The sequence below is a fragment of the Streptomyces sp. NPDC046261 genome (assembly GCF_040646235.1).
In the GTDB taxonomy this organism is placed as follows: Bacteria; Actinomycetota; Actinomycetes; order Streptomycetales; family Streptomycetaceae; genus Streptomyces.
In genome coordinates, this window is the sequence record NZ_JBEYZU010000003.1 from 70,137 (window position 1) to 95,745 (window position 25,609).

At 73.2% G+C, this 25,609-nt stretch carries 21 protein-coding genes; 14 read left to right on the forward strand and 7 right to left on the reverse strand.

The window, feature by feature from the left end; all coding sequences use genetic code 11:
• Positions 1-5 precede the first annotated feature (5 nt).
• On the reverse strand, positions 6-1,580 hold the full coding sequence (locus tag ABZ956_RS07160; protein WP_361888200.1) for an ATP-binding protein: 1,575 nt from the start codon (positions 1,578-1,580) through the stop codon (positions 6-8).
• Between the two features lie 380 nt (positions 1,581-1,960).
• Here ABZ956_RS07160 and ABZ956_RS07165 point away from each other — a divergent pair, with 380 nt between their 5' ends.
• A complete protein-coding gene (locus ABZ956_RS07165; RefSeq protein ID WP_361888203.1) occupies positions 1,961-4,690 on the forward strand; it encodes an AAA family ATPase in 2,730 nt (909 codons plus the stop codon).
• Positions 4,691-4,713: 23 nt separating this feature from the next.
• Here ABZ956_RS07165 and ABZ956_RS07170 read toward each other — a convergent pair whose 3' ends face one another.
• Positions 4,714-5,727, reverse strand: a complete 1,014-nt coding sequence (locus ABZ956_RS07170; RefSeq protein WP_361888206.1) for a Ku protein — start codon at positions 5,725-5,727, stop codon at positions 4,714-4,716.
• Positions 5,728-5,759: 32 nt separating this feature from the next.
• Here ABZ956_RS07170 and ligD (ABZ956_RS07175) point away from each other — a divergent pair, with 32 nt between their 5' ends.
• Entirely contained in the window at positions 5,760-6,683 is a 924-nt protein-coding gene (gene ligD, locus ABZ956_RS07175) for a non-homologous end-joining DNA ligase (protein ID WP_361888208.1), read from the forward strand.
• A 3-nt stretch (positions 6,684-6,686) separates the two neighbouring features.
• Here ligD (ABZ956_RS07175) and ligD (ABZ956_RS07180) read toward each other — a convergent pair whose 3' ends face one another.
• The gene (gene ligD / locus ABZ956_RS07180) at positions 6,687-7,661 is read right to left on the reverse strand and encodes a non-homologous end-joining DNA ligase (protein WP_361888211.1); all 975 of its coding nucleotides are present in this window, start codon (positions 7,659-7,661) and stop codon (positions 6,687-6,689) included.
• Entirely contained in the window at positions 7,643-8,650 is a 1,008-nt protein-coding gene (locus ABZ956_RS07185) for a PHP domain-containing protein (protein ID WP_361888214.1), read from the reverse strand. The genes ligD (ABZ956_RS07180) and ABZ956_RS07185 overlap by 19 nt, the downstream gene beginning before the upstream one ends.
• A gap of 112 nt (positions 8,651-8,762) precedes the next feature.
• Here ABZ956_RS07185 and ABZ956_RS07190 point away from each other — a divergent pair, with 112 nt between their 5' ends.
• Complete coding sequence (locus tag ABZ956_RS07190) at positions 8,763-10,187, forward strand: FAD-dependent monooxygenase (RefSeq protein ID WP_361888217.1); 1,425 nt, start codon at positions 8,763-8,765, stop codon at positions 10,185-10,187.
• Between the two features lie 17 nt (positions 10,188-10,204).
• On the opposite strand, the gene ABZ956_RS07195 is transcribed toward ABZ956_RS07190, so the two are convergent.
• On the reverse strand, positions 10,205-11,641 hold the full coding sequence (locus tag ABZ956_RS07195; RefSeq protein ID WP_361888219.1) for a lipase maturation factor family protein: 1,437 nt from the start codon (positions 11,639-11,641) through the stop codon (positions 10,205-10,207).
• Between the two features lie 80 nt (positions 11,642-11,721).
• Between ABZ956_RS07195 and ABZ956_RS07200 the strand changes: the two genes are divergently transcribed.
• The 8 genes from ABZ956_RS07200 (at position 11,722) to ABZ956_RS07235 (ending at position 22,669) form a co-directional block, all read left to right on the forward strand.
• On the forward strand, positions 11,722-13,809 hold the full coding sequence (locus tag ABZ956_RS07200) for a SpoIIE family protein phosphatase (protein ID WP_361888222.1): 2,088 nt from the start codon (positions 11,722-11,724) through the stop codon (positions 13,807-13,809).
• 94 nt (positions 13,810-13,903) lie between these two features.
• A complete protein-coding gene (locus ABZ956_RS07205; RefSeq protein ID WP_361888225.1) occupies positions 13,904-14,929 on the forward strand; it encodes a CinY protein in 1,026 nt (341 codons plus the stop codon).
• Between the two features lie 115 nt (positions 14,930-15,044).
• Positions 15,045-16,931 (forward strand): methylmalonyl-CoA mutase small subunit, encoded by a 1,887-nt coding sequence (gene mutA / locus ABZ956_RS07210; RefSeq protein ID WP_361888227.1) that lies wholly within the window; start codon positions 15,045-15,047, stop codon positions 16,929-16,931.
• Positions 16,931-19,132: a methylmalonyl-CoA mutase gene (gene scpA, locus ABZ956_RS07215; RefSeq protein WP_361888229.1), complete on the forward strand. Its 2,202-nt coding sequence runs from the start codon at positions 16,931-16,933 to the stop codon at positions 19,130-19,132. Before mutA ends, scpA begins: the two co-directional genes overlap by 1 nt.
• A 13-nt stretch (positions 19,133-19,145) precedes the next feature.
• On the forward strand, positions 19,146-20,135 hold the full coding sequence (meaB, locus tag ABZ956_RS07220; protein WP_361888232.1) for a methylmalonyl Co-A mutase-associated GTPase MeaB: 990 nt from the start codon (positions 19,146-19,148) through the stop codon (positions 20,133-20,135).
• 113 nt (positions 20,136-20,248) lie between these two features.
• Positions 20,249-21,124, forward strand: a complete 876-nt coding sequence (locus ABZ956_RS07225) for a hypothetical protein (protein ID WP_361888235.1) — start codon at positions 20,249-20,251, stop codon at positions 21,122-21,124.
• Complete coding sequence (locus ABZ956_RS07230) at positions 21,121-21,951, forward strand: alpha-L-glutamate ligase (RefSeq protein ID WP_361888238.1); 831 nt, start codon at positions 21,121-21,123, stop codon at positions 21,949-21,951. The genes ABZ956_RS07225 and ABZ956_RS07230 overlap by 4 nt, the downstream gene beginning before the upstream one ends.
• A gap of 100 nt (positions 21,952-22,051) precedes the next feature.
• Positions 22,052-22,669 (forward strand): GH25 family lysozyme, encoded by a 618-nt coding sequence (locus ABZ956_RS07235; RefSeq protein WP_361888241.1) that lies wholly within the window; start codon positions 22,052-22,054, stop codon positions 22,667-22,669.
• A gap of 27 nt (positions 22,670-22,696) precedes the next feature.
• Here the strand turns inward: ABZ956_RS07235 and ABZ956_RS07240 are convergent, their stop codons facing one another.
• A complete protein-coding gene (locus ABZ956_RS07240) occupies positions 22,697-23,398 on the reverse strand; it encodes an HAD-IA family hydrolase (RefSeq protein WP_361888243.1) in 702 nt (233 codons plus the stop codon).
• 120 nt (positions 23,399-23,518) lie between these two features.
• Between ABZ956_RS07240 and ABZ956_RS07245 the strand changes: the two genes are divergently transcribed.
• From ABZ956_RS07245 to ABZ956_RS07255, 3 genes are all read left to right on the forward strand, one after another.
• A complete protein-coding gene (locus tag ABZ956_RS07245; RefSeq protein ID WP_361888245.1) occupies positions 23,519-23,881 on the forward strand; it encodes a MarR family transcriptional regulator in 363 nt (120 codons plus the stop codon).
• A gap of 364 nt (positions 23,882-24,245) precedes the next feature.
• Positions 24,246-24,371, forward strand: coding sequence for a hypothetical protein (locus ABZ956_RS07250; RefSeq protein WP_361888248.1), 126 nt, complete (start codon positions 24,246-24,248; stop codon positions 24,369-24,371).
• A 27-nt stretch (positions 24,372-24,398) separates the two neighbouring features.
• Positions 24,399-24,995 (forward strand): hydrolase, encoded by a 597-nt coding sequence (locus tag ABZ956_RS07255; protein ID WP_361888250.1) that lies wholly within the window; start codon positions 24,399-24,401, stop codon positions 24,993-24,995.
• On the opposite strand, the gene ABZ956_RS07260 is transcribed toward ABZ956_RS07255, so the two are convergent.
• A complete protein-coding gene (locus ABZ956_RS07260) occupies positions 24,964-25,539 on the reverse strand; it encodes a hypothetical protein (RefSeq protein ID WP_361888253.1) in 576 nt (191 codons plus the stop codon). The genes ABZ956_RS07255 and ABZ956_RS07260 overlap by 32 nt on opposite strands.
• Between the last annotated feature and the right edge of the window lie 70 nt (positions 25,540-25,609).

The window sequence follows — 25,609 nt, forward strand, 5'->3', positions numbered from 1 at the left end:
CTTGGCTACTCTTCCTTGTCTGACGGGATATCACTGATCGGCCGCCGGGGCCCGTCCTGCTGCGGCAGCTCACCGTTGATGCCGCTGGTGAAGGCGGCCAGCCACAGGCCGGGCTGCACGGTTTGCTCCTCGGGAGCGGACGGGGCCGGGGGCCTCCGGTCGGCGGTGGTCCGGCTCTGCTCGGCCCGGCCGCGGCGGTCCGGCGCGCCCTGGCGGTCGGCGCCGGCCCGGCCGCGTTCGGCCGCGCCACGGCCGAACGGCAGCGGCGCGGGGCCGCGCCGGCGCCGGCGCTGGGGGAGGCCGCTGTCACCCAGCGGCGGGGGAACGGGGCTGTCCATGATCGGCGCCGCCGAGGGCTGGGCGGGGATGGAGCCGGAGCCGGGCCGCCGCTTCTTCTTGTACGGCGGAAGCTTGGGGGCACGGGCGATGTCACCGCCGGGGAAGCGGCTCGCGGTGATCAGGTTCGGGGGGATGACCAGAACCGCGCGGACACCCCCGTACGCCGAGGGCCGCAGCGAGACGATGAAGTCGTGGGCGTTGGCTAGCCGGCTGACCACCGCCAGGCCCAGCCGCGGGGACTCGCCGAGGTCGTCCAGGTCGAGGCCGCCTTCCTTGGACAGCACCCGGTCGGTGCGGCGACGGGCCTCGTCGGTCAGGCCGACGCCCGCGTCCTCGATCTCCACCGCGATGCCGGACTGGATGTCCACGGCGGTCAGATGCACCCGGGTCTGCGGCGGCGAGTAACGCGTGGCGTTGTCCAGCAGCTCGGCCAGCGCGTGGATCACGGGCTCGACGGCGGGGCCGACGACGGCGACGTCCGCCACCGAGTGCAGGTCCACGCGCCGGTACTCGAGGATGCGCGACATCGCGCCGCGCAGCACGTTGTAGAGCGGGATCTCGGAGCGCCACTGACGGCCCGGGCGCGAGCCGCCGAGCACCGCGATGCTGTCCGCGAGCCGGCCGGTCAGGGCGTTGCCGTGGTCCAGGTGCAGCAGGTCACCGAAGACGTCCGGGTTGTTGCCGTGCTTGTGCTCCATCTCCCGGATGTCGTACGCCTGTTGGTGAACGATGGCCTGCATGCGGCGGGCGATGTTGACGAACGCGCGGTGGGCCGCGTCACGCAGCGCCTCTTCCGCCTGGACGGCTTCGATCACGGACCGCACCACCGAGCGGTGCGCGGCGGCGAAGCCGGGCTCCAGCTCGTGGATGGGGATGGTGACGCGCAGGACCTGGTCGGTGGGGGCGCCGTGGCGCATCAGCTTGAGCGCCTCGGGCATCACATCACGTGCGAAGCGCCAGGTCTCCGCGTCGTGCTGGTCGAGCCGGTGCTGCAGGAGGGCCTCCCGCTCGGCGTGGCGCCGGCGCAGCCCGGCGATCACCCGTCCCCGGCGGGCCGCCTCGGTGGCGGCCAGCGCCACCGCGACCGTGGCCACCGCCCCGCACCAGGCCACGGGCGCGCGGGCCTCGGGGGTCACGGCGAGGGACGCCGTGACCGTGCACACGGCCAGTACCAGAGGGGAGACCACCCATATAAGAGCGGAGGGGGGCCGCCCTGAAGCCGACGAGCCAGTACCAACCATCGAGATCCTCGGAACTCTTGAGACATAAAGGAGTGGGGGCCGGCGCGCGGCGTTTTCCGTTCTCCCGGAAAGGCGGCGGCAGCACAGCACTTGACCGCAGCGTGCCAGAGCCAGGCGGCCCGCTGCGCGAGATGGAGCGTAGCTTGTCGCACGATGCTCCGGCGTGAAGTTGTCATATTCGCGTGATGGGCTGACGAGCGAATTCGAATGGCCTCATAATGACCTTCACCTCTTGTGCGAATGCATTTCCGAACGCCCTGAATGGGCGTTCGGTGCGCGGTGAAGGTCACGCTCACGGGTGGTCCGTCCGCCGAACCGGGCCCGTTCGCCGACGGACGGGGCTAGGCTCGCCCCACCACATTCTCCGGGGAGACATCGCCATGTCGGGGCATCAGCGTGAACGCGACCCATCTGCCGCCCTGTTCGAGCGCGAGCGCGAGCTCGCCGTCGTCGAACGGGCGGTGCACGGCCTCTGTGGCCGCCGCCAGGGACCGGACGGACCAGAGGACGGCGGCGAGCAGCCGAAGGAAGGCGGTCTACTCCTCTTCAGCGGTGAAGCGGGCCTGGGCAAAACGGCGTTGCTCACCGAGGTGCGGCGGCTGTCCGCCGAGTGCGGCACCTGCACGGTGCTCTTCGCGCGCGGCAGCAGGTCGGCCGAGAAGGTCCCGTTCCACGTCGTACGGCAGCTGCTCCAGCCCGCCCTGGCGCCGATGACCGTGCCCGCCCGGCATGAGCTGCTGGGCGGCTGGTACGACATCGCCGGGCCCGCGCTGGGCATCGCGCCGCCCGTCGGACCGCAGGCCGACCCCCAGGGCGTGCGGGACGGACTCGACTGGGTGGTCACCCAACTCGCCATCCGACGCCAGCCCTTGGTCGTCGTCGTGGACGACGCCCACTGGGCCGACCCGGAGTCCCTGTCCTGGCTCACCTCCTTCAGCGTGCGGCTGGGCGAGATGCCCCTGCTGCTCGTGCTGGCCTACCGGCCCAACGAACTGCCCGAGCACACGCCTGCCTTCCGTGACCTGGTCGAGGGCCGGTCGGTCCGGCCGGTCGAGCTGCGGACCCTGACCCCTGAGGCCGTGGCCGGCCTGGTGCAGGACGCCCTCGGCCCCAGGGCCGACCCGCCGTTCTGCCGGGAGGTCTGGGCGGTCACCGGCGGAAACCCCTACGAGGTCGTCGAGCTGATAGCCAAGGCACAGGACCGGGACATCGAGCCGGTCGAGGAGTCCGCGGCACTGCTGCGCGACCTGGGCGCGGCGGCCCGCGGCAAGGGCCTGGTGGCCCGCCTGGAGCAGCTCGGCCCGGCGGTCACCCGTTTCGCCTGGGCCGCGGCCGTCCTCGGCACGGAGATCGAGGAACGGCTGGCCGCCAGCCTCGCGGCCATGGGCCCCTCCGAGGCCGCCGACTGCGCCGACCAGCTGCGCGAGGCCCGCATCCTCACGGGCACCGCGCAGCTGGAGTTCGTCCACCCACTGATCGGCACCGCGGTCTACCGGGCCATCCCCGGGGCCACCCGTACCGCCATGCACGGCCAGGCGGCCTGGCTGTCGGCGGACGCGGGCAAGGGAGTGGCCGTCTCCGCCCGGCACCTGCTGGAGGTGCACCCCGACGGGGACCCCGAGGTGGTCACCCAGCTGCGCGCCGCCGCCCGCGAGCACCTCGCGGTGGGCGCCCCGGACGCCGCCCGTCGCTGCCTGGAGCGGGCGCTGCAGGAGCCGCCCGCCGAGGAGGAGCGCGCCATGCTCCTCTACGAACTGGGCTGCGCCGCGCTGCTCACCTCGCCGCAGACCACCGTCAACCACCTGCGTGCCGCCCTGGACCTGCCGGACCTCAGCGAAGAGCTGCGCGTCGACGCGACCTACCGGCTCTCGCAGGCGTACGCGCACAACAGCCAGCTGCGCGAGGCCGTCGCGGTGGTGGCCGACCAGGCTTCCCGTACGCCACCGGGCCCCGGCCTGATGCGCCTGCAGGCCGCCCACTATCTGTGGAAGGGCATCCAGGTCGAGGAGGAGGACGCCCACGGGCGGTCCCAGCGCATCGCCGAACTCGCCCGTCCCCTTCGCGGACGCGACAACTCCGAGCGCGCCCTGCTGGCGCTGCGCGGCTTCGACGGCATGATCCGCGGCGACAACGCCCTGGAGGTCATCGAGGCCGTCGAGCGGGCGCTGGTCGACGGCCGGCTCGCCGAGGGCATGGGGTGGACCAACACCGAGTGGGGTTTCGAGCTCCCCAGCATCATCGGTATCACCTTCGCCTACACCGACCGGCTCGACCAGGCCGAGGAGTTCTTCACGGAGGCGGTGCGCGCCTTCGAGATCTCCGGCTGGAGCGGTGCCCATCTGGCCCTGGCCCATGACTTCCTGGGCCTGGTCCAGCGGCGCCGTGGCCAACTGGCCCGCGCCGAGGAGACCTTGCGCAAGGGTCTGGAGCTGGCCTACCGCCTCGGCCCGGGGCTGCCCACCCAGTGGGACGGCACCTGTCTGCTGATCGACACCCTGATCGCGCGCGGCAAGATCGACGAAGCGCAGGTCGTGGCGGAGGAGAACCTCTTCTACCCGCCCTACTCCCCGGTGATCGTCCTGCCGGACGCCGCGTGCCTGGCCGGTCGGCTGCTGCTGGAGCGGGGCCGGGTGAAGGAGGCCGTCGCCGAACTCGAGGCGGCCGGGCGCAGACTGGAGGAGCGCGGCCGTCACAACACGCTCTGGGCTCCCTGGGCGCTCGACCTGGCGGCCGCCCTCGTGGACGAGGAGCCCGAGCGTGCCCGGGACCTCGCCGACCAGGCCGTCCGGCATGCCAACCGGTTCGGCACGGAGACCGCGATCGGCGAGGCGCTGCGGCGCTCCGCCCGGTTGTACGGGCCGCAGGAGCGGCTCGCCCGGCTCGACAAGGCGGTCGGACAGCTGAGTCAGTCGCCCTGCCAGTTCGAGTACGCGGCGGCTCTGGTCGACCACGGTTCCGCGCTGCGTGCGGTGGGCCGTGAGGTCGAGGCGGTCGAGCAGCTGCAGACGGGGCTGGCCATCGCGGAGCGCTGTGGCGCGGACGGGCTGGTGGAGCAGGCCCGGGCCGGGATCGCGGCGTGCGCGTTCAAGGACGGTGAGGAGAAGGACTGACGGAGGCAGCGGGTCGTCGGCCCTCAGGAGGCGCGGCGGCCCGCCTTTTTGGCGGTGGCCTTTTTCGTGGTCTTCGACGCGGCGCTCTTCGACGTCGTGCTCTTGGCGGCCGTGCTTTTCGAAGCGGTGCTCTTCGCGGCGGTGGTTTTGGCCGTGGTCTTCTTGGCCGCCGCCTTTTTGCTCGCGCCTTTATTCGATTCGGCGCTCTTTCTGGCGCGGCTGGGCGCGGTGCCTCCGGCCGCCGCCTCTTTCTTCGTCTCCCCCTTTTTGCCCGCCGTGTCGATGGACGCCTGCAGGGCGGCCATCAGGTCGATGACGTTGTCGGGCGCGGGGGTGGTCTTCTTGCGGGGGGTGGGCCGGTGGTCCAGGTGGGCGCTGATGAGCTCGTCGAGGGCCACCTCGTACTCGTCCTCCAGGGAGTCGAGGTCGAAGTCCTCCGAGAGGGTGTCCATCAGGCTCGTGGCCATCTTGAGCTCCTGCGGCCGCACGGTGACGGACGAGGGCGGGGCGAGGTCGCCGGCGTCGCGGATCTCGTCGGGCCAGTACATGGTGTGCAGCGTCATCAGGTCCTCGTGGACGCGCAGCAGCGCCAGCGACTCCCGGGTCCGTAGGGCGATCTTGGTGACGGCGACCCGCTCGGTCTGCTTGAGGGTCTCGCGGAGCAGGACGTAGGGCTTGTTCGCCGCCGCGCTCTCGGGGGCCAGGTAGTAGGCGCCGGAGAGCTGGAGGGGGTCGATGAGGCCGGCGTCGACGAAGGCCAGGACGTCGATGAGCTTCTTGCTCGGCAGGGGCAGGCCCGCCAGGTCGTTCTTGGTGACGACGGCGGTGCGGCCCTCCTCGTCCTCGAAGCCCCTGGCGACGTGTTCGTAGTCGATTTCCTTGCCGCAGGCGTCGCAGACGCGCTTGAGGTGGATGCGGCCGCCGTCCTGGTCGTGGACCTGGTGCAGCCGGATGCCGTGCTCCTGGGTCGCGGCGTACAGCCGCACGGGCACGGAGACCAGCCCGAAGCCGATCGAGCCTTTCCACATGCTCCGCATAGCTCTCGTCCCTCCGTGGGAATTATTAGCTTATGTCCACTTCTTCGGAGCGGCAGTCCCCGGAACGGCAGGTGGTGGAGGTCGAGGGCCGCAGGCTCTCCCTGTCCCATCTCGACCGGGTGCTCTTTCCCGCGTCCGGGCACACCAAGGCCCAGATCCTGCGGTACTACGCCCGCGTCGCCCCGGCGATGCTGCCGCACGCCGCGGGCCGGGCCGCCTCCTTCGTCCGCGCCCCCGAGGGCGCGGGCGGCGAGAGCTGGATCGCCAAGACCCCGCCCAACGGATCACCCAGGTGGGTGCCCCGGGTGCCGGTCCGGCACAAGGACGGGGTGGCCGAACAGGTGATGATCGACTCCACGGCGGCCCTGATCGCCATGGTCAACCTCGGCGCGTACGAGGTGCACGTCCCGCAGTGGACCGCCGAGGCGGGCCCCGACGGCCACGACCGCCTGGTCCTCGACCTCGATCCCGGCCCCGGCACCGACCTCGTCGTCTGCTGCCGCATCGCCCAGCGGCTGCGCCAGCTGCTCGCCGACGACGGGCTCACGGCCTATCCGGTGGTCTCCGGCGCGAAGGGGCTGCACCTGTACGCGCCCGTCGAGGCCGCCTCCGGCCGGGCCACCGGGCACTACGCCAAGGGGCTGGCCACCCGGATGATGAACGAGCACCCCGGCCTGGTGGTGGTCTCCATGACCAAGGCCGAACGCCAGGGCAAGGTGCTCATCGACTGGTCGCAGAACGCGAGCGCGAAGACCACCGCCGCCCCCTACACCGTGCGCCTGCTGCCGGAGCGTCCCGGCGTCGCCGCCCCCGTCACCTGGGACGAGGTCGCCGCCTGCACCGGCCCCGACGAGCTCTCCTTCAGCCCCGAGGAGGTCCTCGACCGCCTCGACGCGCACGGCGACCGGTTGGCCGGCCTCGGTGGCGAGGGCGCCACCCGGGGGCGGCTGCCCTGACCCTCACCCCAGCTGGGTCAGGTCCGGGCGCAGCCGGTGCCACGTCGGGTGCCGCAGCCGGTCGGCGGCCGTCCAGCCGGTGAAGACGATCTCGGCGACCAGACGCGGCTCGACCCAGTGGGCGCCGGAAACGTCGACCGGGCCGGTGAAGGGGGAGTCGGCCCGCGGGATCACCGACAGATAGCGGGCGAGGTCCTCGCGTTCGCGCTCGGAGAGCCCGGACCCGACGGAGCCCACGTAGCGCAGGCCGGCCGGCTCGCGCAGGCCGGTCAGGACGGCACCGGGGAGCCCGGCCAGCCGGCCGCGCCCCTCCGCCCAGCCGCCGATGACCACGTCGAGGGTGATCAGGTGCTTGGTCTTGCGCCAGTCGGGTGACCGGACGCCCGGCAGATAGCGGGACGACAGCCGCTTGGCCAGGACGCCCTCGAAGCCGCTGCGCAGCGTGGCGTCCCACGCCTGCCGGCCGTGCCCCTCCACATGCGCGGGCACCGACCAGTTGGGGCCGCCGACGCCCAGCCCGTACAGCAGGGCGCGGCGCTCTTGGTACGGCAGTCCGGTCAGCAGGGCGCCGTCTAGGTACATGACGTCGAAGAGCATCAGGTGGACCGGGTACTCCATGGCCAGGTGCGCCGCGCGGCGCGGATTGGCGACCCCCATCCGGCGTTGCAGCAGCCCGAAGTCGGGCCGCCCCCGCTCGTCCACGACCACGATCTCCCCGTCGAGCACCGCGGGCCGGCCGGGCAGCCGTTCGCCCAGTCCCCGCAGCTCGGGGTAGGTGGCGGTGACGTCGTTGCCGGCCCGGGTGACCAGCCGCAGGCCGCCGTCGCCCGGCGCGTAGACGACGCAGCGCACACCGTCCCACTTGACCTCGAAGCCCCAGGAAGCCTCGTCGTCCTCGGCGGGCAGCGGGGCCGGGGTGGCCAGCATGGGTCTGATCTCGGGGAGAGCGTGCGCCGAGGTCACTTCGATGTGGTCCATTCCAGCAACTCCCGCGCCGTCCACGTGGTGATGACCCGGTCGGCGGGCACGCCGCACTCCTCGGCGCGGGCACAGCCGTGGATCTGCCAGTCCAGCTGGCCGGGGGCGTGGGCGTCGCTGTCGACGGAGAACAGCACTCCGGCGTCGAGTGCCGTGCGCAGCAGCCGGCGCGGCGGGTCGAGCCGCTCGGGCCGGCTGTTGATCTCGACGGCGGTGCCGAAGCGGGCGCATGCCGCGAAGACCATCTCCGCGTCGAACTCCGACTCCGGCCGGTGCCCCAGGATCCGTCCCGTGCAGTGGCCCAGGACGTCCACGAGCGGGCTGGCCACCGCCGAGACCATGCGCCGGGTCATGCTCGCGGCGTCCATCCGCAGCTTGGAGTGCACGGAGGCGACCACCACGTCCAACCGCTCCAGCAGCTCCTCCTCCTGGTCCAGCGAGCCGTCGGCCAGGATGTCGCACTCGATGCCCGTGAGCAGCCGGAAGCCGTCCCCGAGGCGCTCGTTGACCTCCGCGACGGCCTCCAGCTGGGCGCGCAGCCGCTCGGGGGACAGGCCGCGGGCGATCGTCAGCCGGGGGGAGTGGTCGGTCAGGACGGCCCACTCGTGGCCGAGCGCGCGGGCCGCGCGGGCCATCTCCTCGATGGGGCTGCCGCCGTCCGACCAGTCCGAGTGCAGGTGGCAGTCGCCGCGCAGGGCCGCCCGCAGCGCCAGCCCGCCCTCGGCGAGCGGCCCGCCGGCCTCCTCCTCCAGGCGGGAGAGGTAGGCGGGCACCTCGCCGCGCGCCGCCTCGGCGATCACGGCGGCGGTCTTGGGGCCGATGCCCTTCTCCCGCGTGAGCGAGCCGTCGGCCGCGCGGCGCCCTACGTCCTGCGGCTCCATGGCGGCGATCACGGCGGCGGCCGTACGGAAGGCTTTGACCCGGTACGTCGGCGCCTGTGCGCGCTCCAGCAGGAACGCGATCCGCTCCAGCGCCTCCACCGGCTCCATGGCACCCACCTCCACCTCACCACCGTGCGCCACGGGCCGGGCCCCCGCACGTGTTCGGGCGGCGCGCGGTACGGGCAGATCACCTCCTACCCGCCGAGAAGAGGAGTCGCAGATGAGTGATCCGCAGCGCCGGGACCGCACCGCGCCCAGGGCCCGCCGGGCGGTGGTGCTGGGCGGCGGCATGGCCGGGATGCTGGCCGCGTCCGTCCTGGCGGACCACGCCGACGAGGTGGTGGTCGTCGAGCGGGACCGGCTGCCGGCCCGGGCCGTGCCGCGGACCGGGCTGCCGCAGGCCCGCCACGCGCATCTGCTGATGTCCGGCGGCGCCCGTGCCGTGGAGTCGCTGCTGCCGGGCACGCTCGGGCGCTGGATCGCCGCGGGCGCCCGGCGCATCGCCATGCCGACGGACCTGGTGGTCTTCACGCCGCCCGGCTGGCTGCCGCGCCGGCCGGAGACGCAGTTCATGGTGGCGTGCACCCGCGACCTGCTGGACCTGGTGGTCCGCGAACAGGTCCTGGCGCACCCGCGCGTCACGCTGCGCGACGGCACCGAGAGCCTGGCGCTCCTCGGCGGTCCCGGCCGCGTCACCGGGGTGCTGCTGCGCCGGACCGGTACGCACGGGGACGAGGAGCTGCCGGCCGATCTGGTCGTCGACGCCTCGGGGCGCGGCTCGCGGGCCGTGCGCCGGCTGACCGACCTGGGGCTGCCGGCCGTCCGTGAGCAGACCGTGGACTCCGGGCTGGTGTACGCCACCCGGATCTTCCGCGCCCCGCCGGGCGCCGGCGACTTCCCCGTGGTCACCGTCCAGCCCGACTCCGGCGTCCCGCGCCCCGGCCGGGCCGCGACGCTGATGCCCGTCGAGGGCGGTCGCTGGCTGGTGACCATCTCCGGCACCCGGGGCGGCGAACCCACCCGGCACGCCGCCGACTTCGAGCCGTTCGCGCGCGGCCTGCGCCATCCCCTGGTCGCGGACCTCATAGCGCGGGCGGAGCCGCTGACCGATGTGCACCTGACGCGCAGCACCGTCAACCGACGCCGGTTCTTCGAGCGCCTGCCCTCCTGGCCCGAGGGGTTCGTCGTGCTGGGCGACGCCGTCGCCACCTTCAACCCGATCTACGGGCAGGGCATGTCGGTGGCCGCCCAGGGCGCCGTCGCGCTGCGCGGGGTCCTGCGGCGGCGGGGCGTGGGCGCGCCGGGCCTCTCGCGCGAGGCCCAGCGGGCGGTCGCCCGGGCGGCGGCCGGCGCGTGGGACCTGTCGGCGGGCGAGGACATCAACTATCCCGGCGCGATCGGCCCCCGGCCGCCGCTGCCGGCCCGGCTGCTGCGCGGCTACGTCACCCACATGATGCGGGCCGCGCTCGTGGATCCCGCCGTCCTGCGGGCCCTGACGGGCGTCATGACGCTGTCGGCGCCGGTGAACGCCCTGGTCAGACCGGGGGTGCTGCTGGCCGTGGCGCGTGCCTCGGGCCGTCCGGTGCCGCCGGGGCCGCCCCTGACCGCCGCCGAGCGGGCCCACGTGGGACCGACGCCGGGCTGACGGGCCCGGCCCTCGGCTCAGGATTCGCGCGCGGCCAGTCGGGTGGGCGGCAGGTACTCGCCCGCCAGGGTCCGGTGCCACCAGGCACCGGTCTCGCGCAGCTCCCGCCATGTGGTGAAGCGGTACAGATACAGTCGGGCGCGGACGTGGGTGGGCGGGGCGGCGGGGAAGGGGTTGTGCCGCAGCAGGCGCAGGGTCGCCCGGTCGCCCGTCAGCAGCCGCTCCATGAAGGGGCCGAACCACTCGCGCGCGTAGCCGGGCGAGATGCCGGCGAACCACATCAGCCAGTCCAGCCGCAGGTGGTACGGGGCGAACTGGCGCGGCAGGCGCCGTGGGTCGCCCGGCTTGCCCTTGAAGCCGTACTCCTTCCAGACGGTGCCGTGGGTGAGCACGTCCTCGTCGGTGCCCTCGACGACCACCTCGTAGCGGCGGCGGTTGATGCTGCCGAAGGCGCCGTAGGTGTTGACCAGATGGAAGGCGTTGAAGGACATGTTCATCCGCTGGTGCGAGGAGAGCAGATTGCGCACCGGCCACCAGCTGAGCGTCACCACCAGGGCCGTGGCGGCGAGGACCAGGACCTCGAACCACAGCGGCGCCGCGCCCAGGGGCGTGTGCGGTGGCAGGGAGAAGAGCCGGGCCATGGCCGTCCCGTCGACGGCGGAGAAGGCGAGCACGATCGTCACCCAGTTCAGCCAGGCGAAGTTGCCGGAGGCTACCAGCCAGAGCTGGGTGACGATGATCAGCCCCGCCGCCACGCTCGCGAACGGCTGGGGTGCGAAGAGGCCGAACGGCACCACCAGCTGGGCGACGTGGTTGGCGGCCGTCTCGACGCGGTGCAGGGGCCTGGGCAGCCGGTGGAAGAACCAGCTCAGCGGGCCCGGCATGGGCTGCGTCTCGTGGTGGTAGTACAGGCACGTCAGGTCCCGCCAGCAGCTGTCGCCGCGCATCTTGATCAGCCCGGCGCCGAATTCCACGCGGAAGAGCAGCCAGCGCATCAGCCACAGCACCAGGACCGGCGGGTCCGTCCGGGCGTTGCCCAGGAAGACGGCCAGGAACCCGGCCTCCAGCAGCAGCGACTCCCAGCCGAAGCTGTACCAGGTCTGGCCCACGTTGACGACCGAGAGGTACAGCACCCACAGCGCCGCCCACATCGCCATCGCCGCCCACAGCGGCACCGCGTCCGCGGCGCCGGCCAGCACCGCGGCCGACAGCAGCGCGCCGCCCCACGTCCAGGCGGCGAAAAAACGGTCCGAGTAGTGGAACTGGAAGACGCTGGGCGCCCTGCGCAGCGGCGCGAGCGCCGTGAACCGGGGCACCGGCAGCATGCCCCGCTCGCCGATGAGCGCGCGGAACTGCAGGGCCGCCGAGACGAAGGCGACCAGGTAGAGGGCGGCGAGCGCCCGCTGGAGGACCAGCCGGCTCAGCCAGTACCCGGATGCCGTGAACCACTCCATGGCCGTATCCGTACCACTCGCGCCCCGGAGAACCGCGCAGTCACATCGAAGAAACGGACAAAAGATGGCAGAGTGGCTCTATGGTTGATCGGGGAGCGACGCCTGCCGCCGTACCGCCGCCGGACGACTGGCCCGCTCGCCCGGAGCTCATCCTCGCCCTCAACCGCACGGGAGGTTTCGACTGGGACCTCGACAGCGGCCGGCTCCACCTGGACGAGGCCGCCCTGGAGATCCTGCACGTGCCGCCGGGCACCTTCCACGGCAGCATCACCGACCTCGCCGGCCGGCTGCCCCGCGCGGACGCGACCCACCTCGACGCCCTGGTCTCCAGCGCCCTGAAGGACGGCAGCGAGAGCTACGGCGCCTACTACCGCGTCCGCACCACCGACGGCAGCCTGCGCTGGACGTACACCCAGGGACACATCCGGCGTGACCCGGACGGACGCCCCTGCCGCATCATCGGCATCATCCGCGACGCCACGCTGGAGCTCGACCAGGCCGGACCGCGCATGCAGGACGAGGAGCGCCGGCACCAGACCACCGTGGTGGAGACCATCACCGCCGCCCTCGCCCACGCCCGCACCGTCCAGGACGTCATCGACTTCTTCAAGGACGCCCAGGCCGTCGAGCACCTCGGCTCCGACCTCCTCGTCCTCGGCCTCGTCGAGTCCGGCCGCATCCACCTCGTCGCCGAGGGCCCGTCCGTGCACTTCATCCCGGGCACCCGCTACACCCGCATCGACGACAACTTCCCCATGAGCGACGTCATCCGCACGCTCTCCCCCCGCTTCATCGAGTCCCGGGAGGAGTTCGCCTCCTCCTACCCCTGGCTGTGGGAGCGGATCAAGGACATCGGCATCGCCTCCGCCGCCTACCTCCCGCTGATCGCCCAGGCCCGCCCCATCGGCGCCCTCGGCCTCCTCTACCGGGACGCGCGCGGCTTCACCCGGCAGGAACGCAACCTCTTCATCGCCCTGAGCAGCAGCCTCGCCCAGAGCATCGCCCGCGCGATGCTCTTCGACCAGGAGCACGACCTCGCCGAGGGCCTGCAGCAGTCCATGCTGCCGCGCCGCATCCCCGACGTGCCCGGCGCGAACATCGCGGTGCGCTACCGCTCCGCCCGCATGGGCCGCGACATCGGCGGCGACTGGTACGACGCCATCCCGCTGCCCGGCGGCCGGGTCGGGGCGGTCATCGGGGACGTCCAGGGCCACGACACCCACGCCGCCGCCGTCATGGGCCAGCTGCGCATCGTGCTGCGCGCGTACGCCACCGAGGGCCACGCCCCGGCCACGGTCATGGCCCGCGCCTCCGCCTTCCTCCACGAACTCGACACCGACCGCTTCGCGACCTGCACCTACGCCGAGGCCGACCTCACCACCGGCGTCGTCCAGCTGGTGCGCGCCGGCCACATAGATCCCATGCTGCGGCACACCGACGGCACCTGCCGCCGGCTGCCCGTCTCCGGCGGACTGCCCCTGGGCCTGTCGGCGGAGTTCGGCCGCCTCGACTACCCGGTCACCACCGTGGAGCTCGACCCGGGGGAGACCCTGATGCTGTTCACCGACGGCCTGGTCGAAGTGCCCGGCGCCGACCTCGACCAGGGGATGCAGCAGCTCAGCGGCATCGTCCGCGAAGGCCCGTACGAGCTGCAGAAACTGGCCGACCTGCTGTGCGAGACGGTCGGGGAGCGCGTCGGCGAGGACGACATGGCGGTCCTGCTGCTGCGCCGCCAGGGCGCGGCCGTCCGCGGCGGCGGCAAGCTCCAGCAGCACATCGCCCCCGCCGACCCCGAGGCCCTCTCCGCCGGCCGGCACATGATCCGCGCCGCCGTACGGGCCTGGGGCGCCCGCGAGCGCGCCGACGAGATCGAGCTCGTCGCCGACGAGCTGGTCACCAACGCCCTGCTCCACACCGACGGCGCCGCCGTCGTCACCATCCGCATGCTCCCGGGCCCCGAACGCCGCGTACGGGTCGAGGTCGAGGACAAGTCCAGCGCCCTGCCGCGCCGCAGGGAGCCGGGGGAGTCGGGGGTCTCGGGCCGGGGGCTGCTGCTGGTGGACCGGCTGGCCGACGTCTGGGGCACGGAGCCGCGCGGCGGCGGCAAATCCGTGTGGTGCGAGTTCATCGTGCCCGACCGCCACCGCACCCCCGATGGCTCGGATTGAGCGCCCGCCCCGCCGACGATTTGCGCCGTACGCTCTTCTCCGGTTCCACTTGCGGCTTTGCTCCCTGACGAACCGTCGGAAAGGCCGTAGAACCATGTGGACCTCCAGACGCCACACCGCCCGCCGCGCCACACTGCTCCTGGGCGCCGCCACCGTGACCCCCGCCATGCTGCTCACCGCCCAGGCACCGCCGGCCCAGGCGTTCGGCACGGTCAACGCCCTCGGCCAGCGCGCCGAGCACGAGCGCATCACCCGCGCCGCCCTGGCCTGCGCACCGGGCACACGCTCCGACGGCACCTGCTTCGAGCCCCGCTCCCTGGACCAGCTCGCCGGTCACCAGGGCACCTTCGGCGCCGTCGGGGCCCCCGACACCGACGAGGTCGCCACCCCCGAGGCCCACTGCGACAACGCCGACTTCCTCGCCGCCCCCGGCTACCCGCGCAGCCGCGAGGAGGCCACCCGCCGGCTCCAGGCCTGTGTCGCCAAGCTGCAGACCCGCTTCGCCGAAGGCGTCGACGCCGCCGGCGCCACCCTGAAGTCCGACGGCACCATCGCCCCGGGCGAGAGCGACCTCTCCAAGGACTGCACCTTCACCCTGGGCCTGCCCGGCCGCAACAAGTGCGAGGCCATCGAGGGGTTCGGCCGCGCCCTGCACGGCGTACAGGACTTCTACTCGCACAGCAACTGGACCGACGCCGCCGGCGACCGCCCCCTGGGCACGGACAATCCGCCCGGCCTGAACCTGCCCGGCCCCTCCCCGCTGCTCGCCCTGTCCACCGGCCGGCCGCCCGCCGCCTCGGCCGTCCCCGGCGAGCTCACCACCGGCTGCTTCTCGCTCGTTCCCCTCGGCTGCTCCAAGCGCGTCCAGCACAGCGGCCTCAACAAGGACACCGGCCTCATCGACCCGGCCACCGGCGCCACCAGCGACCCCACCACCGGCCGCGGCAAGACCGCCGACAACTTCGACCGCGCCGTGCGGGCCGCCATCGCCGACACCCGCCGCCAGTGGTCCGACTTCCGCGCCGCCCTCACCGCCCGCTACGGCAAGGACCGTGCCCAGCGCATCGGTTGCGCCCTCACCCACGACGATCCCGTCCGCGACTGCGCGCCGACGGGCTGAGCCCGGGGCCGGCACGGAGGATCACGGCAGGGCACGGCGGAACACGGAGGAAGAGGCCAAGGTCACAGCCGCTTCCTCTGCTGTCGGGCGCACTCGCTCCCCTAGCCTTCCCCCCATGACGGTCCTGCCTGATGATGGCTTCTCCCTGGCCGCCGAGTTCCCGGACGCGACCCGCGAGCAGTGGCAGCGCCTTGTCGAAGGCGTGCTGAGCAAAGCGGGCACCGTGGCGGAGGGCCAGGCGGCCGAGGAAGCGCTGTCCACCGCACTCCAGGACGGGCTCGCCACCCGCCCGCTCTACACGGCTGAGGACAGCGCCCCCGCGGCCGGCTACCCCGGCTTCCCGCCCTTCGTGCGCGGCGGGCGGGCGGCCGGCACCGCCGTGACGGGCTGGGACGTACGCCAGCACCACGGCCGCCCCGACCCGCGGCAGGCCAACGAGGCCGTCCTGGCCGACCTCGAGAACGGCGTCACCTCCCTCTGGCTCACCGTCGGCGACGCCGGCCTGCCCCTCGACGCCCTCCCGGCCGCGCTGGAGGGCGTCTACCTCGACCTGGCGCCCGTCGTCCTCGACGCGGGCGCCGAGTTCGAAGCCGCGGCCCGCGGCCTGTTCGACCTCCACCGGGAGCGCGGCGTGCCCCGCGCCGCCGCCGCCGGCAACCTGGGCGCCGACCCGCTGGGCACGCTGGCCCGCACCGGCGACGACGCCCGCACGTCCGACGCCCTGGCGGCGGCCGCCGCCCTCGCCGGGGAGTGCCTGCGCGAACACCCCGGCATCCGCGCCCTGACCGTCGACGCGCTGCCCTACCACGAGGCCGGCGGCTCGGCCGCCCAGGAACTGGGCTGCTCCCTGGCCACCGGCGTCGCCTACCTGCGCGCGCTCACCGCCGCGGGGCTCAGCGTCGACGAGGCGTGCGCCCAGCTGGAGTTCCGCTACGCCGCCACCGTCGACCAGTTCCTGACCATCGCCAAGCTGCGCGCCGCACGCCGGCTGTGGGCCCGGGTCGCCGAGGTCAGCGGAGCCTCGCCCTCCGCAGGGGCCCAGCGTCAACACGCGGTCACCTCACCGGTGATGATGACCCGCCGCGACCCGTGGGTGAACATGCTGCGCACCACCATCGCCTGCCTGGGCGCCGGGGTGGGCGGCGCGGACGCCGTGACCGTCCTGCCCTTCGACGAGGCGCTCGGCCTGCCGGACGCCTTCGCCCGCCGCATCGCCCGCAACACCTCCTCCATCCTGCTGGAGGAGTCCCACCTGGCGCGCGTCGTCGACCCGGCGGGCGGCTCCTGGTACGTGGAGCGGCTCACCGACGAACTCGCCCACGCGGCCTGGGAGTTCTTCCAGTGGATCGAGCGCCTGGGCGGCCACGCGGTGGCCCTGCGCGAGGGGCACCTGGCCCGGGACCTGGCCAACGCCTGGGAAGCGCGCAGCGACAGGCTCGCCAAGCGGCGGGAGCCGATCACCGGTGTCAGCGAGTTCCCGCACCTGACCGAGAAGCCCCTGGAGCGCGACCCCGCCCCCGAGCCGCGGTCCGGCGGCCTGCCCCGGGTCCGCCGCGACGAGGCGTACGAGGAGCTGCGCGCCCGCTCCGACGCCCACCTGGCCGCCACCGGCAGCCGCCCCCGCGTCTTCCTCGCCGCGCTCGGCCCCGCCGCCGCCCACACCGCCCGGGCCACCTTCGCCGCCAACCTCTTCCAGGCCGGCGGCATCGAGCCCGTGCACGAGCCCGCGACCGTCGACCCGCACACGGCCACCGAGGCGTTCACCCGCAGCGGCGCCGCCATCGCCTGCCTGTGCTCCAGCGACAAGCTCTACGCCGAACAGGCCGAGGCCGTCGCCGCCGCCCTGAAGGCCGCGGGCGCCGCACGGGTCTTCCTCGCCGGCCGGCCGGCCGGAGAACAGCGGGAAGCGTACCTACGAGCCGGAGTCGACGAGTTCGTCTTCGCGGGCGGCGACGCCGTCGCCGTCCTCTCCTCCGTCCTCGACCGCATGGGAGTGGCGTGATGTCGATCCCCGACTTCTCCGGCATCGACCTGGGACCCGCGGCCGACGCCCCCGCCGACCTGGCGGCCTGGCGCGCGGCCCTGAAGGAGAGCACGGGCAAAAGCGCCGAGGACCTGCTCTGGCAGACGCCCGAAGGCATCGACGTCAAGCCGCTCTACACCGCCGAGGACCTCGACGGCCTGGACTTCCTGGGCACCTACCCGGGCATCGCGCCCTACCTGCGCGGCCCGTACCCCACGATGTACGTCAACCAGCCCTGGACGATCCGGCAGTACGCCGGCTTCTCCACGGCCGAGGAGTCCAACGCCTTCTACCGGCGCAACCTGGCGGCCGGCCAGAAGGGCCTGTCCGTCGCCTTCGACCTGCCGACCCACCGCGGCTACGACAGCGACCACCCGCGCGTCACCGGCGACGTCGGCATGGCCGGCGTCGCCATCGACTCGATCTACGACATGCGGCAGCTCTTCGACGGCATCCCGCTGGACCGCATGAGCGTGTCGATGACGATGAACGGCGCCGTGCTGCCCGTCCTCGCCCTCTACATCGTCGCCGCCGAGGAGCAGGGCGTACCGCCCGAGAAGCTGGCCGGGACCATCCAGAACGACATCCTCAAGGAGTTCATGGTCCGCAACACCTACATCTATCCGCCCCGGCCCTCGATGCGGATCATCTCCGACATCTTCGCGTACACCTCGCAGAAGATGCCCCGCTACAACTCCATCTCCATCTCCGGCTACCACATCCAGGAGGCCGGTGCCACGGCCGACCTGGAGCTGGCCTACACCCTCGCCGACGGCGTGGAGTACCTGCGCGCCGGGCTCGGCGCCGGGCTGGACGTGGACGCCTTCGCGCCCCGCCTGTCGTTCTTCTGGGCGATCGGCATGAACTTCTTCATGGAGATCGCCAAGCTGCGGGCCGCCCGGCTGCTGTGGGCCAGACTCGTCAAGCAGTTCGAGCCGAAGAACGTCAAGTCGCTCTCCCTGCGCACCCACTCGCAGACCTCCGGCTGGTCCCTGACCGCCCAGGACGTCTTCAACAACGTGGCCCGCACCTGCGTCGAGGCCATGGCCGCCACCCAGGGCCACACCCAGTCCCTGCACACCAACGCCCTCGACGAGGCGCTGGCCCTGCCCACCGACTTCTCCGCCCGCATCGCCCGCAACACCCAGCTGCTGCTCCAGCAGGAGTCCGGGACCTGCCGCGTCATCGACCCCTGGGGCGGCAGCGCCTACGTCGAACGCCTCACCCACGACCTCGCCCGCCGCGCCTGGCAGCACATCGAGGAGGTCGAGGCCGCCGGCGGCATGGCCCAGGCCATCGACGCGGGCATCCCCAAGCTGCGCGTCGAGGAGGCCGCCGCCCGCACCCAGGCGCGCATCGACTCCGGCCGCCAGCCGGTGATCGGCGTCAACAAGTACCGGGTCGACAGCGACGAGCAGATCGAGGTCCTCAAGGTCGACAACTCCTCCGTGCGCGCCCAGCAGATCGACAAGCTGCGCCGGCTGCGCGCCGAGCGCGACGAGGGCGCCTGCCAGGACGCGCTGCGCGCCCTGACCGCGGCCGCCGGGGCCGGCCCCGGCCAGGGGCTCGAGGGCAACCTGCTGGCCCTGGCGGTGAACGCGGCCCGCGCCAAGGCCACCGTCGGCGAGATCTCCGACGCCCTGGAGAAGGTCTACGGCCGGCACGCCGGGCAGATCCGTACGATCTCCGGTGTGTACCGCGAAGAGGCCGGACCGTCGTCCGGAGTGGAGCGCACCCGTGCGCTGGTCGAGGCGTTCGAGCGGGAGGACGGCCGCCGCCCGCGCATCCTGGTCGCCAAGATGGGCCAGGACGGTCACGACCGCGGCCAGAAGGTCATCGCCACCGCCTTCGCCGACCTCGGCTTCGACGTCGACGTCGGCCCGCTGTTCCAGACCCCGGCCGAGGTCGCCCGGCAGGCGGTGGAGGCGGACGTGCACATCGTCGGCGTCTCCTCGCTGGCCGCCGGCCACCTCACGCTCGTCCCGGCGCTGCGCGAACAACTCGAGGAGCAGGGCCGCGAGGACATCATGATCGTCGTCGGGGGCGTCATCCCGCCGCAGGACGTGCCCACCCTGCTGGAGATGGGCGCGGCCGCCGTCTTCCCACCGGGCACGGTCATCCCCGACGCCGCCCACGACCTGCTGAAGACCCTCGCCGGGGTCCTCGGCCACGAGCTGTGAGGCCGCGGCGCTGATGGCCCGCCCGATCGATATCGACGCGTACGTCAAGGGCGTGCTCGACGGGAAGCGGGCGGCCGTCGCCCGCGCCATCACCCTCGTCGAGTCCACCCGGGCCGACCACCGGGCCCTCGCCCAGCGAATGCTCACCGAGCTGCTGCCGCACGCCGGCGCGGCACGGCGCATCGGCATCACCGGCGTGCCCGGCGTCGGCAAGTCCACCTTCATCGACGCCCTCGGCACCATGCTCACCGGCCTCGGCCACCGCGTCGCCGTCCTCGCCGTCGACCCCTCCTCCAGCCGCACCGGCGGCAGCATCCTGGGCGACAAGACCCGCATGGAGCGCCTCGCCGTCGACCCGGCCGCCTTCGTCCGCCCCTCGCCGACCGCCGGAACACTCGGCGGGGTGGCCAAGGCGACCCGCGAGACCATCGTGGTGATGGAGGCCGCGGGCTACGACGTGGTCCTGGTGGAGACCGTCGGCGTCGGCCAGTCCGAGACGGCCGTCGCCAACATGGTCGACACCTTCCTGCTGCTCACCCTCGCCCGCACCGGCGACCAGCTGCAGGGCATCAAGAAGGGCGTACTGGAACTCGCCGACCTCGTCGCCGTGAACAAGGCGGACGGACCGCACGAACGCGACGCCAAGGCCGCGGCCCGCGAACTGGCGGGCGCGCTGCGCCTGATGCAGTCCCCGGACGCCGCCTGGAACCCGCCCGTCCTGACCTGCAGCGCCCGCGAGAACACCGGACTCCGGGAGCTGTGGGAACGCGTGGAAGCGCACCGCCGCGTCCTCGAGGCCACCGGCCAGCTCGCCGCCCGCCGCCGCGAGCAGCAGGTCGACTGGACCTGGACCATGGTCCGCGAACAGCTGCTCGCCGAGCTGCGCGGCCACCCCGAAGTGCGCCGCCTGGCCCCCGACCTCGAAGAACAGGTGCGCGAGGGCACGCTGACGGCCAGCCTGGCCGCCGAGCGACTCCTGGAGGCCTTCCGCGCGCAGAGCTGACCGGTGACAGGCGCCGCGGTACGTGCCTGCCTCACGCCCATGACATCCTGAGCCGTCAGAGTTCTGCCGGGCGGGATCGGCGGATGTCCGGGATTTCGAGGATGATGCAGCAGATGAGACTCTGCTTCCTGGTGGAGGAGCAGTACCGGTACGACGGCATGCCGGTGGACGTGATCCGGCAACTGACCGCCTGGGGACACCGGGTGGACGTGCTGCGGCCGGGCGGTCAGCTGATGCGGCTCTCCGAGGCGGTACGCGCCGGACAGCACGACGCGTGGGTGCTCAAGACGGTCTCCGGCGGTCCGGGCCTGACCCTCCTGGAGGGCGCGGCGGCCGTGGGGCTGACCACGGTCAACGACGCCCGTTCCATACGCGGGGTGCGGGACAAGGCACTGGCCGCGGTGATCGCCGAATCCCGCGGCCTTCCCGTGCCGCGCACCTACGCCGCCATACGCGCCGAGGAGTTCGCCGCTCTGCCCGCGAGCGCTTTCCCGCTGGTGGTCAAGCCCGCCGACGGCAGCTCGGGGCGCGCGGTGCGGCTCGTACCGGACCCGGAGCGGCTGACGGCCCCGGGGGAGCGGCCGGCGGGCGACGGCATGCTGATAGCCCAGCCGTACATACCCAATTCGGGCGTCGACCTGAAGGTGTACTGCGTCGACGGCGAGCTGTACGCGACCGAGCGGCGCAGCCCGCTGCACCCCGACCAGCCGGTGCGCGAACGCCAGGTGCCGCTGTCGGCCGAGGTCGCGGGCATCGCGGCCGAGATCGGCGCGGTCTACGGCCTCGACCTGTACGGGGTGGACATCGTCTTCGGCCCCGACGGCCCGGTCGTCGTCGACGTCAACGACTTCCCCAGCTTCCGGCAGGTGCCCGACGCGGTGGCCAAGGTGGCGTGGGCCGTCCTGCGCCTGGCCGGGGCGGACCGGGCGGCCGAGACCCCGCCCACGATGCTGGCCGCACAGGCCCCCCGCATCGGCGGTCGCGCGTGAGGATCTGCCTGCTGACACCCGCTCCCGACCACCCGCTGCTGGCCGCGACGACCGCCCTGCTGAAGCCCCGCCACCAGGTCGAATGGCTCGACCCGGGCGCGACGGACTCCTTCCCGGACCCGGACGGCCTCGCCGACGTCTATCTGCTCAAGACCCGCACCCCGCGCGCCCTGGCCCTCGCCCGCTTCCTCGAACAGCACGGCGCCCCCGTGCTGAACTCCGCCGCGTCCACCGGGCTCTGCCAGGACCGCACCCTCATGGCCCAGGTCGCGCTGCGTGCCGGGCTGCCGTTCGTGGCCACCCGCACCGAGCCCTCGCTGCGGCGGTTCGAGGCGGCCGGGGAGCTCGCCGGGCCGGTGGTCGTCAAGAGCCGCACCAGCCGCCGCCACGACCTCGTCGCCCGCGTCGACGACGCCACGCGGCTGCGCGAGCTCGCCGAGCGCTGGGCGGACGAGCCGGTGGTGATCCAGCCCTTCACTCCCAACAGCGGCTGGGACCACAAGCTGTGGGTCGTGGGCGACCAGGTCTTCGCCGGACTCCGCCGCTCCGAACTGGCCGCCGGCGGCACGGACAAGCGGACCCGCCCCCTCGCGCCCGACGCGCTGCCGGCGGGGTGGCCGGCGCTCGCGCTGCGCGTGGGGGAGGTGTTCGCCCTGGACGTCTACGGGGTCGACCTGCTCGACGCGGGCGGCGGCACGCCCGTGATCGTCGACATCAACGCCTTTCCGGGCATACGGGGACAGGCCGGTGCCCCCGAGGCCCTGGCAGCTCTGGCCCTGCGCACGGCGGCCGGCAGCCGGCCGCCGCGCGTCGCGGTGGGCCCGTAGCAGGGCTCCGCGGAAGAACTGTGGCCAAAACCCTCGCCGCCGCGCCCGTTCCCCTCGATACTGCGGACGCCTGTCGTGCGCAGTATCGAAGGAGACCGGCATGCTTCACGGCATCGATGTCAGCAGCCACAACAGCGAGAACTACGCCCTCAAGGGCTTGGACTTCGTCTTCGTCAAGGTGACCGAGGGAACCTCGTACACCAACCCCAAATGGGTCGTCCAGCGCGACCGGGCCCGGCGGGCGGGGCTCGTCGTCGGCTACTACCACTACGTCACACCGGGCTCGATGTCCGCGCAGGGCAACTACTTCCTCGGCAAGATCGCCTTACGCGCCGGGGACATCCTCGCCCTCGACTGGGAGCACCCCAAGGTGCCCTGCGTGGACAAGGACCGCTGGCTGGCCCACGTACGGGCCAAGGCGCGCGGGCACAAGGTGGTCCTCTACTGCAACCGCGACTACTGGTTCAACCGGGACACGACGAACAACGCGGGCGACGGCCTGTGGATAGCCGATCCCGACCGCGCCCCCGGCCACCCGGCCGTACGCCACCCGTGGACCTTCCACCAGTACAGCTGGGCCGGCGGACTGGACCGCAACGTGGCACGGTTCGCCAACCGGGCCGCGCTGCGCGCCTGGGCGGGCGCCCCGAGGGAGGCCGAAGCCCCGGAACCGACGGACCCGGAGTCGACGGACCCGGAGTCGACGGACCCCGAGTAAGCCCCGCCCCCCCCACGCGGCCCGCGGTCAGCCGGCCGGCTCCAGCACCGGCAACAGCCCCCGAGGCCGCTCCTCCACCGGCAGATGCTCCACCAACCGCACCGCACACCCGATCCCGGCCGCCCCCGCGTCCGCACGCGGGTCGTCGCCGACCATCAGCACCTCCCCGGGCGGCACGCCGAGCGCCTCGCACGCCGCCCGGAACAACCGCGGATCGGGCTTCTGCACCCCGTGCTCGTACGACAGGACGTAGGCGTCCACCAGGTCGTCCAGACCGTGCTCGCGGAAGACCGGACGCAGGTCCCAGCCGATGTTGCTCACCACCGCGGTCCGTACGCCCCGCCGCCGCAACTCGCCGAGAACCTCGGCGGCGTCGGCGTACGGCCGCCACGCGGCGGGCTCCATGTGCCGGGCGTACAGCAGGTCGTACAGGGCCGGGTCCGGCAGCGCGACCTGCCGGGTCAGGCCCACGTAGGCGGCCCGGTGCTGCTCGCGGCTGCTGTCGCGCCCGGCCCACACCTCCGCAAGGTGCGGCGGCACGGTCCGCGGCGGCGCTCCGCCGGGCAGCGCCCCGGCCTCCTCCAGCCGCCGCGCCAGCTCCGCGAACTCCTCCTCCGGCAGCGTGATGCCGGACCGCTCGAGGGCGGTGCGCAGCCAGGACGCGGTGGACTCGACGCGGAAGAGGGTGCCGGAGAAGTCGAACAGCACGCCTTTGAGGTTCCGGCTCATGTTCCCCAGCTCTGTCGTCTGTGTCGCCTTTGTCGTCCTCACGGGCCAGGAGCCTACAATCATGAAACCGCCGACCTGGCCCGGCAGACCCGCGAAAGCGTGTCCGCGCTGGTCCGGCGCATGCGTCAGGCACGCCCGGCGCACGGCCTGGGGCCGGCGAGCGCCTCGCTGCTGAGCCACCTGGTCCGCACCGGCCCACTCAGCCCCAAGGAACTGGCCGCACGCGAGGGCGTCCAGTCCCAGTCGCTGACCCGCCAGCTCGCCACCTTGGAGGAGCGCGGCATCATCACCCGCCGACCGCATGCGCACGATGGCCGACAGGTGGTCGTCGAGATCACCGACGCCGGCCGCCGGCTGGTCGAGGACGACCGGCTGACGCGCGATCAGTGGCTGGCCCGAGCCATCGCCGAACGCCTGACACCCGTCGAGCGGGACGTACTCGCCGCCGCGAACAAACTGCTGGACCTGTTGTCCGAAACCTAGAAGACCCAAGAGGGCACCGTGGCGTTACCGACCGCGCAGACCACGGGGTGCGCCGGGGCGTGCTCGGCATGGCCCTGTTCGTCGGCGAGCTGTGCGCACTGATGCTCTTCCTGCTCTCCTTGCCGGACCACCCGAGGTGGTGGGCGCCGGCCGCGTTCGTCGTGCTGACCGCCGCGCTGATCACACGGGAACTGCGGGTCGCGCGGCCCTTCGTGGACGTCCGAATGGTCGTGCGCAACCGGCCGCTCGCCGCGACCTGTGCCGCTGCGCGGCCACCTATGTCGTCGTCTACTCCGTCACCTATGCCCTGCCGCAGTGGCTCCAGCAGGGTCGTGGCCTGTCCGAGACGCGGTCCGGCCTGGTGATGCTGCCGGTGGCGACCCTCGGCTTCACCACCACCATGCGGGCCACCCGGCTGGTCGGCCGCGGGCTCCGGCCCGTCCTCGTCATCGGTTCCGCGGCCCTGTGCGGCGCCGGGCCCCGCGGCTGACCCACTCCGTTACCGAAGGGAACCGCCATGCCCGTTCTGGATCTCAGCCCGAAGGCCGCCCTGGTCGTGCTCGACGTACAGCAGGGCATCCTCGGCCTCCCCCTGCAGCCGCACCCGGCCGACCGCGTGGTCGACAACAGCGCCCGCCTCGCCCGCGCCTTCCGCGCCGCGGGGCTCCCGGTCGTCCTCGTCAACGTGGCCCACGGCCCGGACGGCGGGGCCGCGCTGCGGCCGCGCGCCGATGTGCCGCACAACCCGCCCGTCCTGCACCCGCGGTACTCCGCTCTCGCGCCGGAGCTCGCGGCACACCCGGGCGACCTGCTGATCACCAAGCGCCAGTGGGGCGCCTTCACCGGCACCGAGCTGGACCTCCAGATGCGCCGCCGCGGCATCGACGAGCTCGTGCTCACCGGCGTCGCCACCAATCTCGCGGTGGAGTCCACCGCCCGTCACGCGTACGAGCACGGGTATCACGTCGTCGTCGCCGAGGACGCCACCAGCACCTTCTCCGCCGAGCACCAGGACTTCGCGATCAGGAGGATCCTCCCGATGATCGCCCGCATCGACTCCACGGACGCCGTGCTCACCGCGCTCACGTACCGGTCGGCTGCCGGGGAGGGTTGATGGAGAACGTGCCGGCGACCGTGATGGACTTCAGCCCGCCGGGGGCCGAGCAGTCCGCGAGGCTGATGGCCGAGCGCAGCGGATCGAGCGTCGCGCTCCAGGTGCCACCCTTGTACCGGCCCTCGGTGATGCCCCCGCTCAACGGAGTCCTCACGGTGAGCAGGTCGGCGACGGGCCGCATCGACCAGCTGTAATCCATGGTGGGCTCACCGCTCTTGGCGTCCCAGACGATGTGATTGGCCTCCCCCGGCCGATCGCCGTACGTACCGGCCGAACAGGTCGCATCGGTGCCGACGCCCCGCGTCACGAAGCTCGCCCGGGAGACGGCGGCGTCACCGGTGCAACGGCGCAGCGCCCCGTCGGAAGCATCGACCGTCGCCGACACCCGGGACCGCGGTGCGAGCGTCAGAGCCGGCTCGAAGGTCATCGTCCATGTGTGGTCACAGGTGATGACCCGTGCCGCCCCGGCCGAGGGGACGTCCGGGAGGAAGAACGCCCCGAACAGTGCGGCGGCGGTCACGGCGGAGGTGAGGTGCCAGGGCATCCTCGTACGCGAAGCCGGCGGCCCGGGCCCGCCGCCGATCGCGCGCCCGCCGGCGCCCTCGGCGGGGCCG

Coding starts and splice junctions, on each gene's coding strand:
- ABZ956_RS07160 (WP_361888200.1), bottom strand. CDS start 1,580: ATGGTTGGTACTGGCTCGTCGGCTTCAGGGCGGCCCCCCTCCGCTCTT.
- ABZ956_RS07165 (WP_361888203.1), top strand. CDS start 1,961: ATGTCGGGGCATCAGCGTGAACGCGACCCATCTGCCGCCCTGTTCGAG.
- ABZ956_RS07170 (WP_361888206.1), bottom strand. CDS start 5,727: ATGCGGAGCATGTGGAAAGGCTCGATCGGCTTCGGGCTGGTCTCCGTG.
- ligD (WP_361888208.1), top strand. CDS start 5,760: ATGTCCACTTCTTCGGAGCGGCAGTCCCCGGAACGGCAGGTGGTGGAG.
- ligD (WP_361888211.1), bottom strand. CDS start 7,661: ATGGACCACATCGAAGTGACCTCGGCGCACGCTCTCCCCGAGATCAGA.
- ABZ956_RS07185 (WP_361888214.1), bottom strand. CDS start 8,650: ATGGAGCCGGTGGAGGCGCTGGAGCGGATCGCGTTCCTGCTGGAGCGC.
- ABZ956_RS07190 (WP_361888217.1), top strand. CDS start 8,763: ATGAGTGATCCGCAGCGCCGGGACCGCACCGCGCCCAGGGCCCGCCGG.
- ABZ956_RS07195 (WP_361888219.1), bottom strand. CDS start 11,641: ATGGAGTGGTTCACGGCATCCGGGTACTGGCTGAGCCGGCTGGTCCTC.
- ABZ956_RS07200 (WP_361888222.1), top strand. CDS start 11,722: ATGGTTGATCGGGGAGCGACGCCTGCCGCCGTACCGCCGCCGGACGAC.
- ABZ956_RS07205 (WP_361888225.1), top strand. CDS start 13,904: ATGTGGACCTCCAGACGCCACACCGCCCGCCGCGCCACACTGCTCCTG.
- mutA (WP_361888227.1), top strand. CDS start 15,045: ATGACGGTCCTGCCTGATGATGGCTTCTCCCTGGCCGCCGAGTTCCCG.
- scpA (WP_361888229.1), top strand. CDS start 16,931: ATGTCGATCCCCGACTTCTCCGGCATCGACCTGGGACCCGCGGCCGAC.
- meaB (WP_361888232.1), top strand. CDS start 19,146: ATGGCCCGCCCGATCGATATCGACGCGTACGTCAAGGGCGTGCTCGAC.
- ABZ956_RS07225 (WP_361888235.1), top strand. CDS start 20,249: ATGAGACTCTGCTTCCTGGTGGAGGAGCAGTACCGGTACGACGGCATG.
- ABZ956_RS07235 (WP_361888241.1), top strand. CDS start 22,052: ATGCTTCACGGCATCGATGTCAGCAGCCACAACAGCGAGAACTACGCC.
- ABZ956_RS07240 (WP_361888243.1), bottom strand. CDS start 23,398: ATGAGCCGGAACCTCAAAGGCGTGCTGTTCGACTTCTCCGGCACCCTC.
- ABZ956_RS07245 (WP_361888245.1), top strand. CDS start 23,519: ATGCGTCAGGCACGCCCGGCGCACGGCCTGGGGCCGGCGAGCGCCTCG.
- ABZ956_RS07250 (WP_361888248.1), top strand. CDS start 24,246: ATGCTGCCGGTGGCGACCCTCGGCTTCACCACCACCATGCGGGCCACC.
- ABZ956_RS07255 (WP_361888250.1), top strand. CDS start 24,399: ATGCCCGTTCTGGATCTCAGCCCGAAGGCCGCCCTGGTCGTGCTCGAC.
- ABZ956_RS07260 (WP_361888253.1), bottom strand. CDS start 25,539: ATGCCCTGGCACCTCACCTCCGCCGTGACCGCCGCCGCACTGTTCGGG.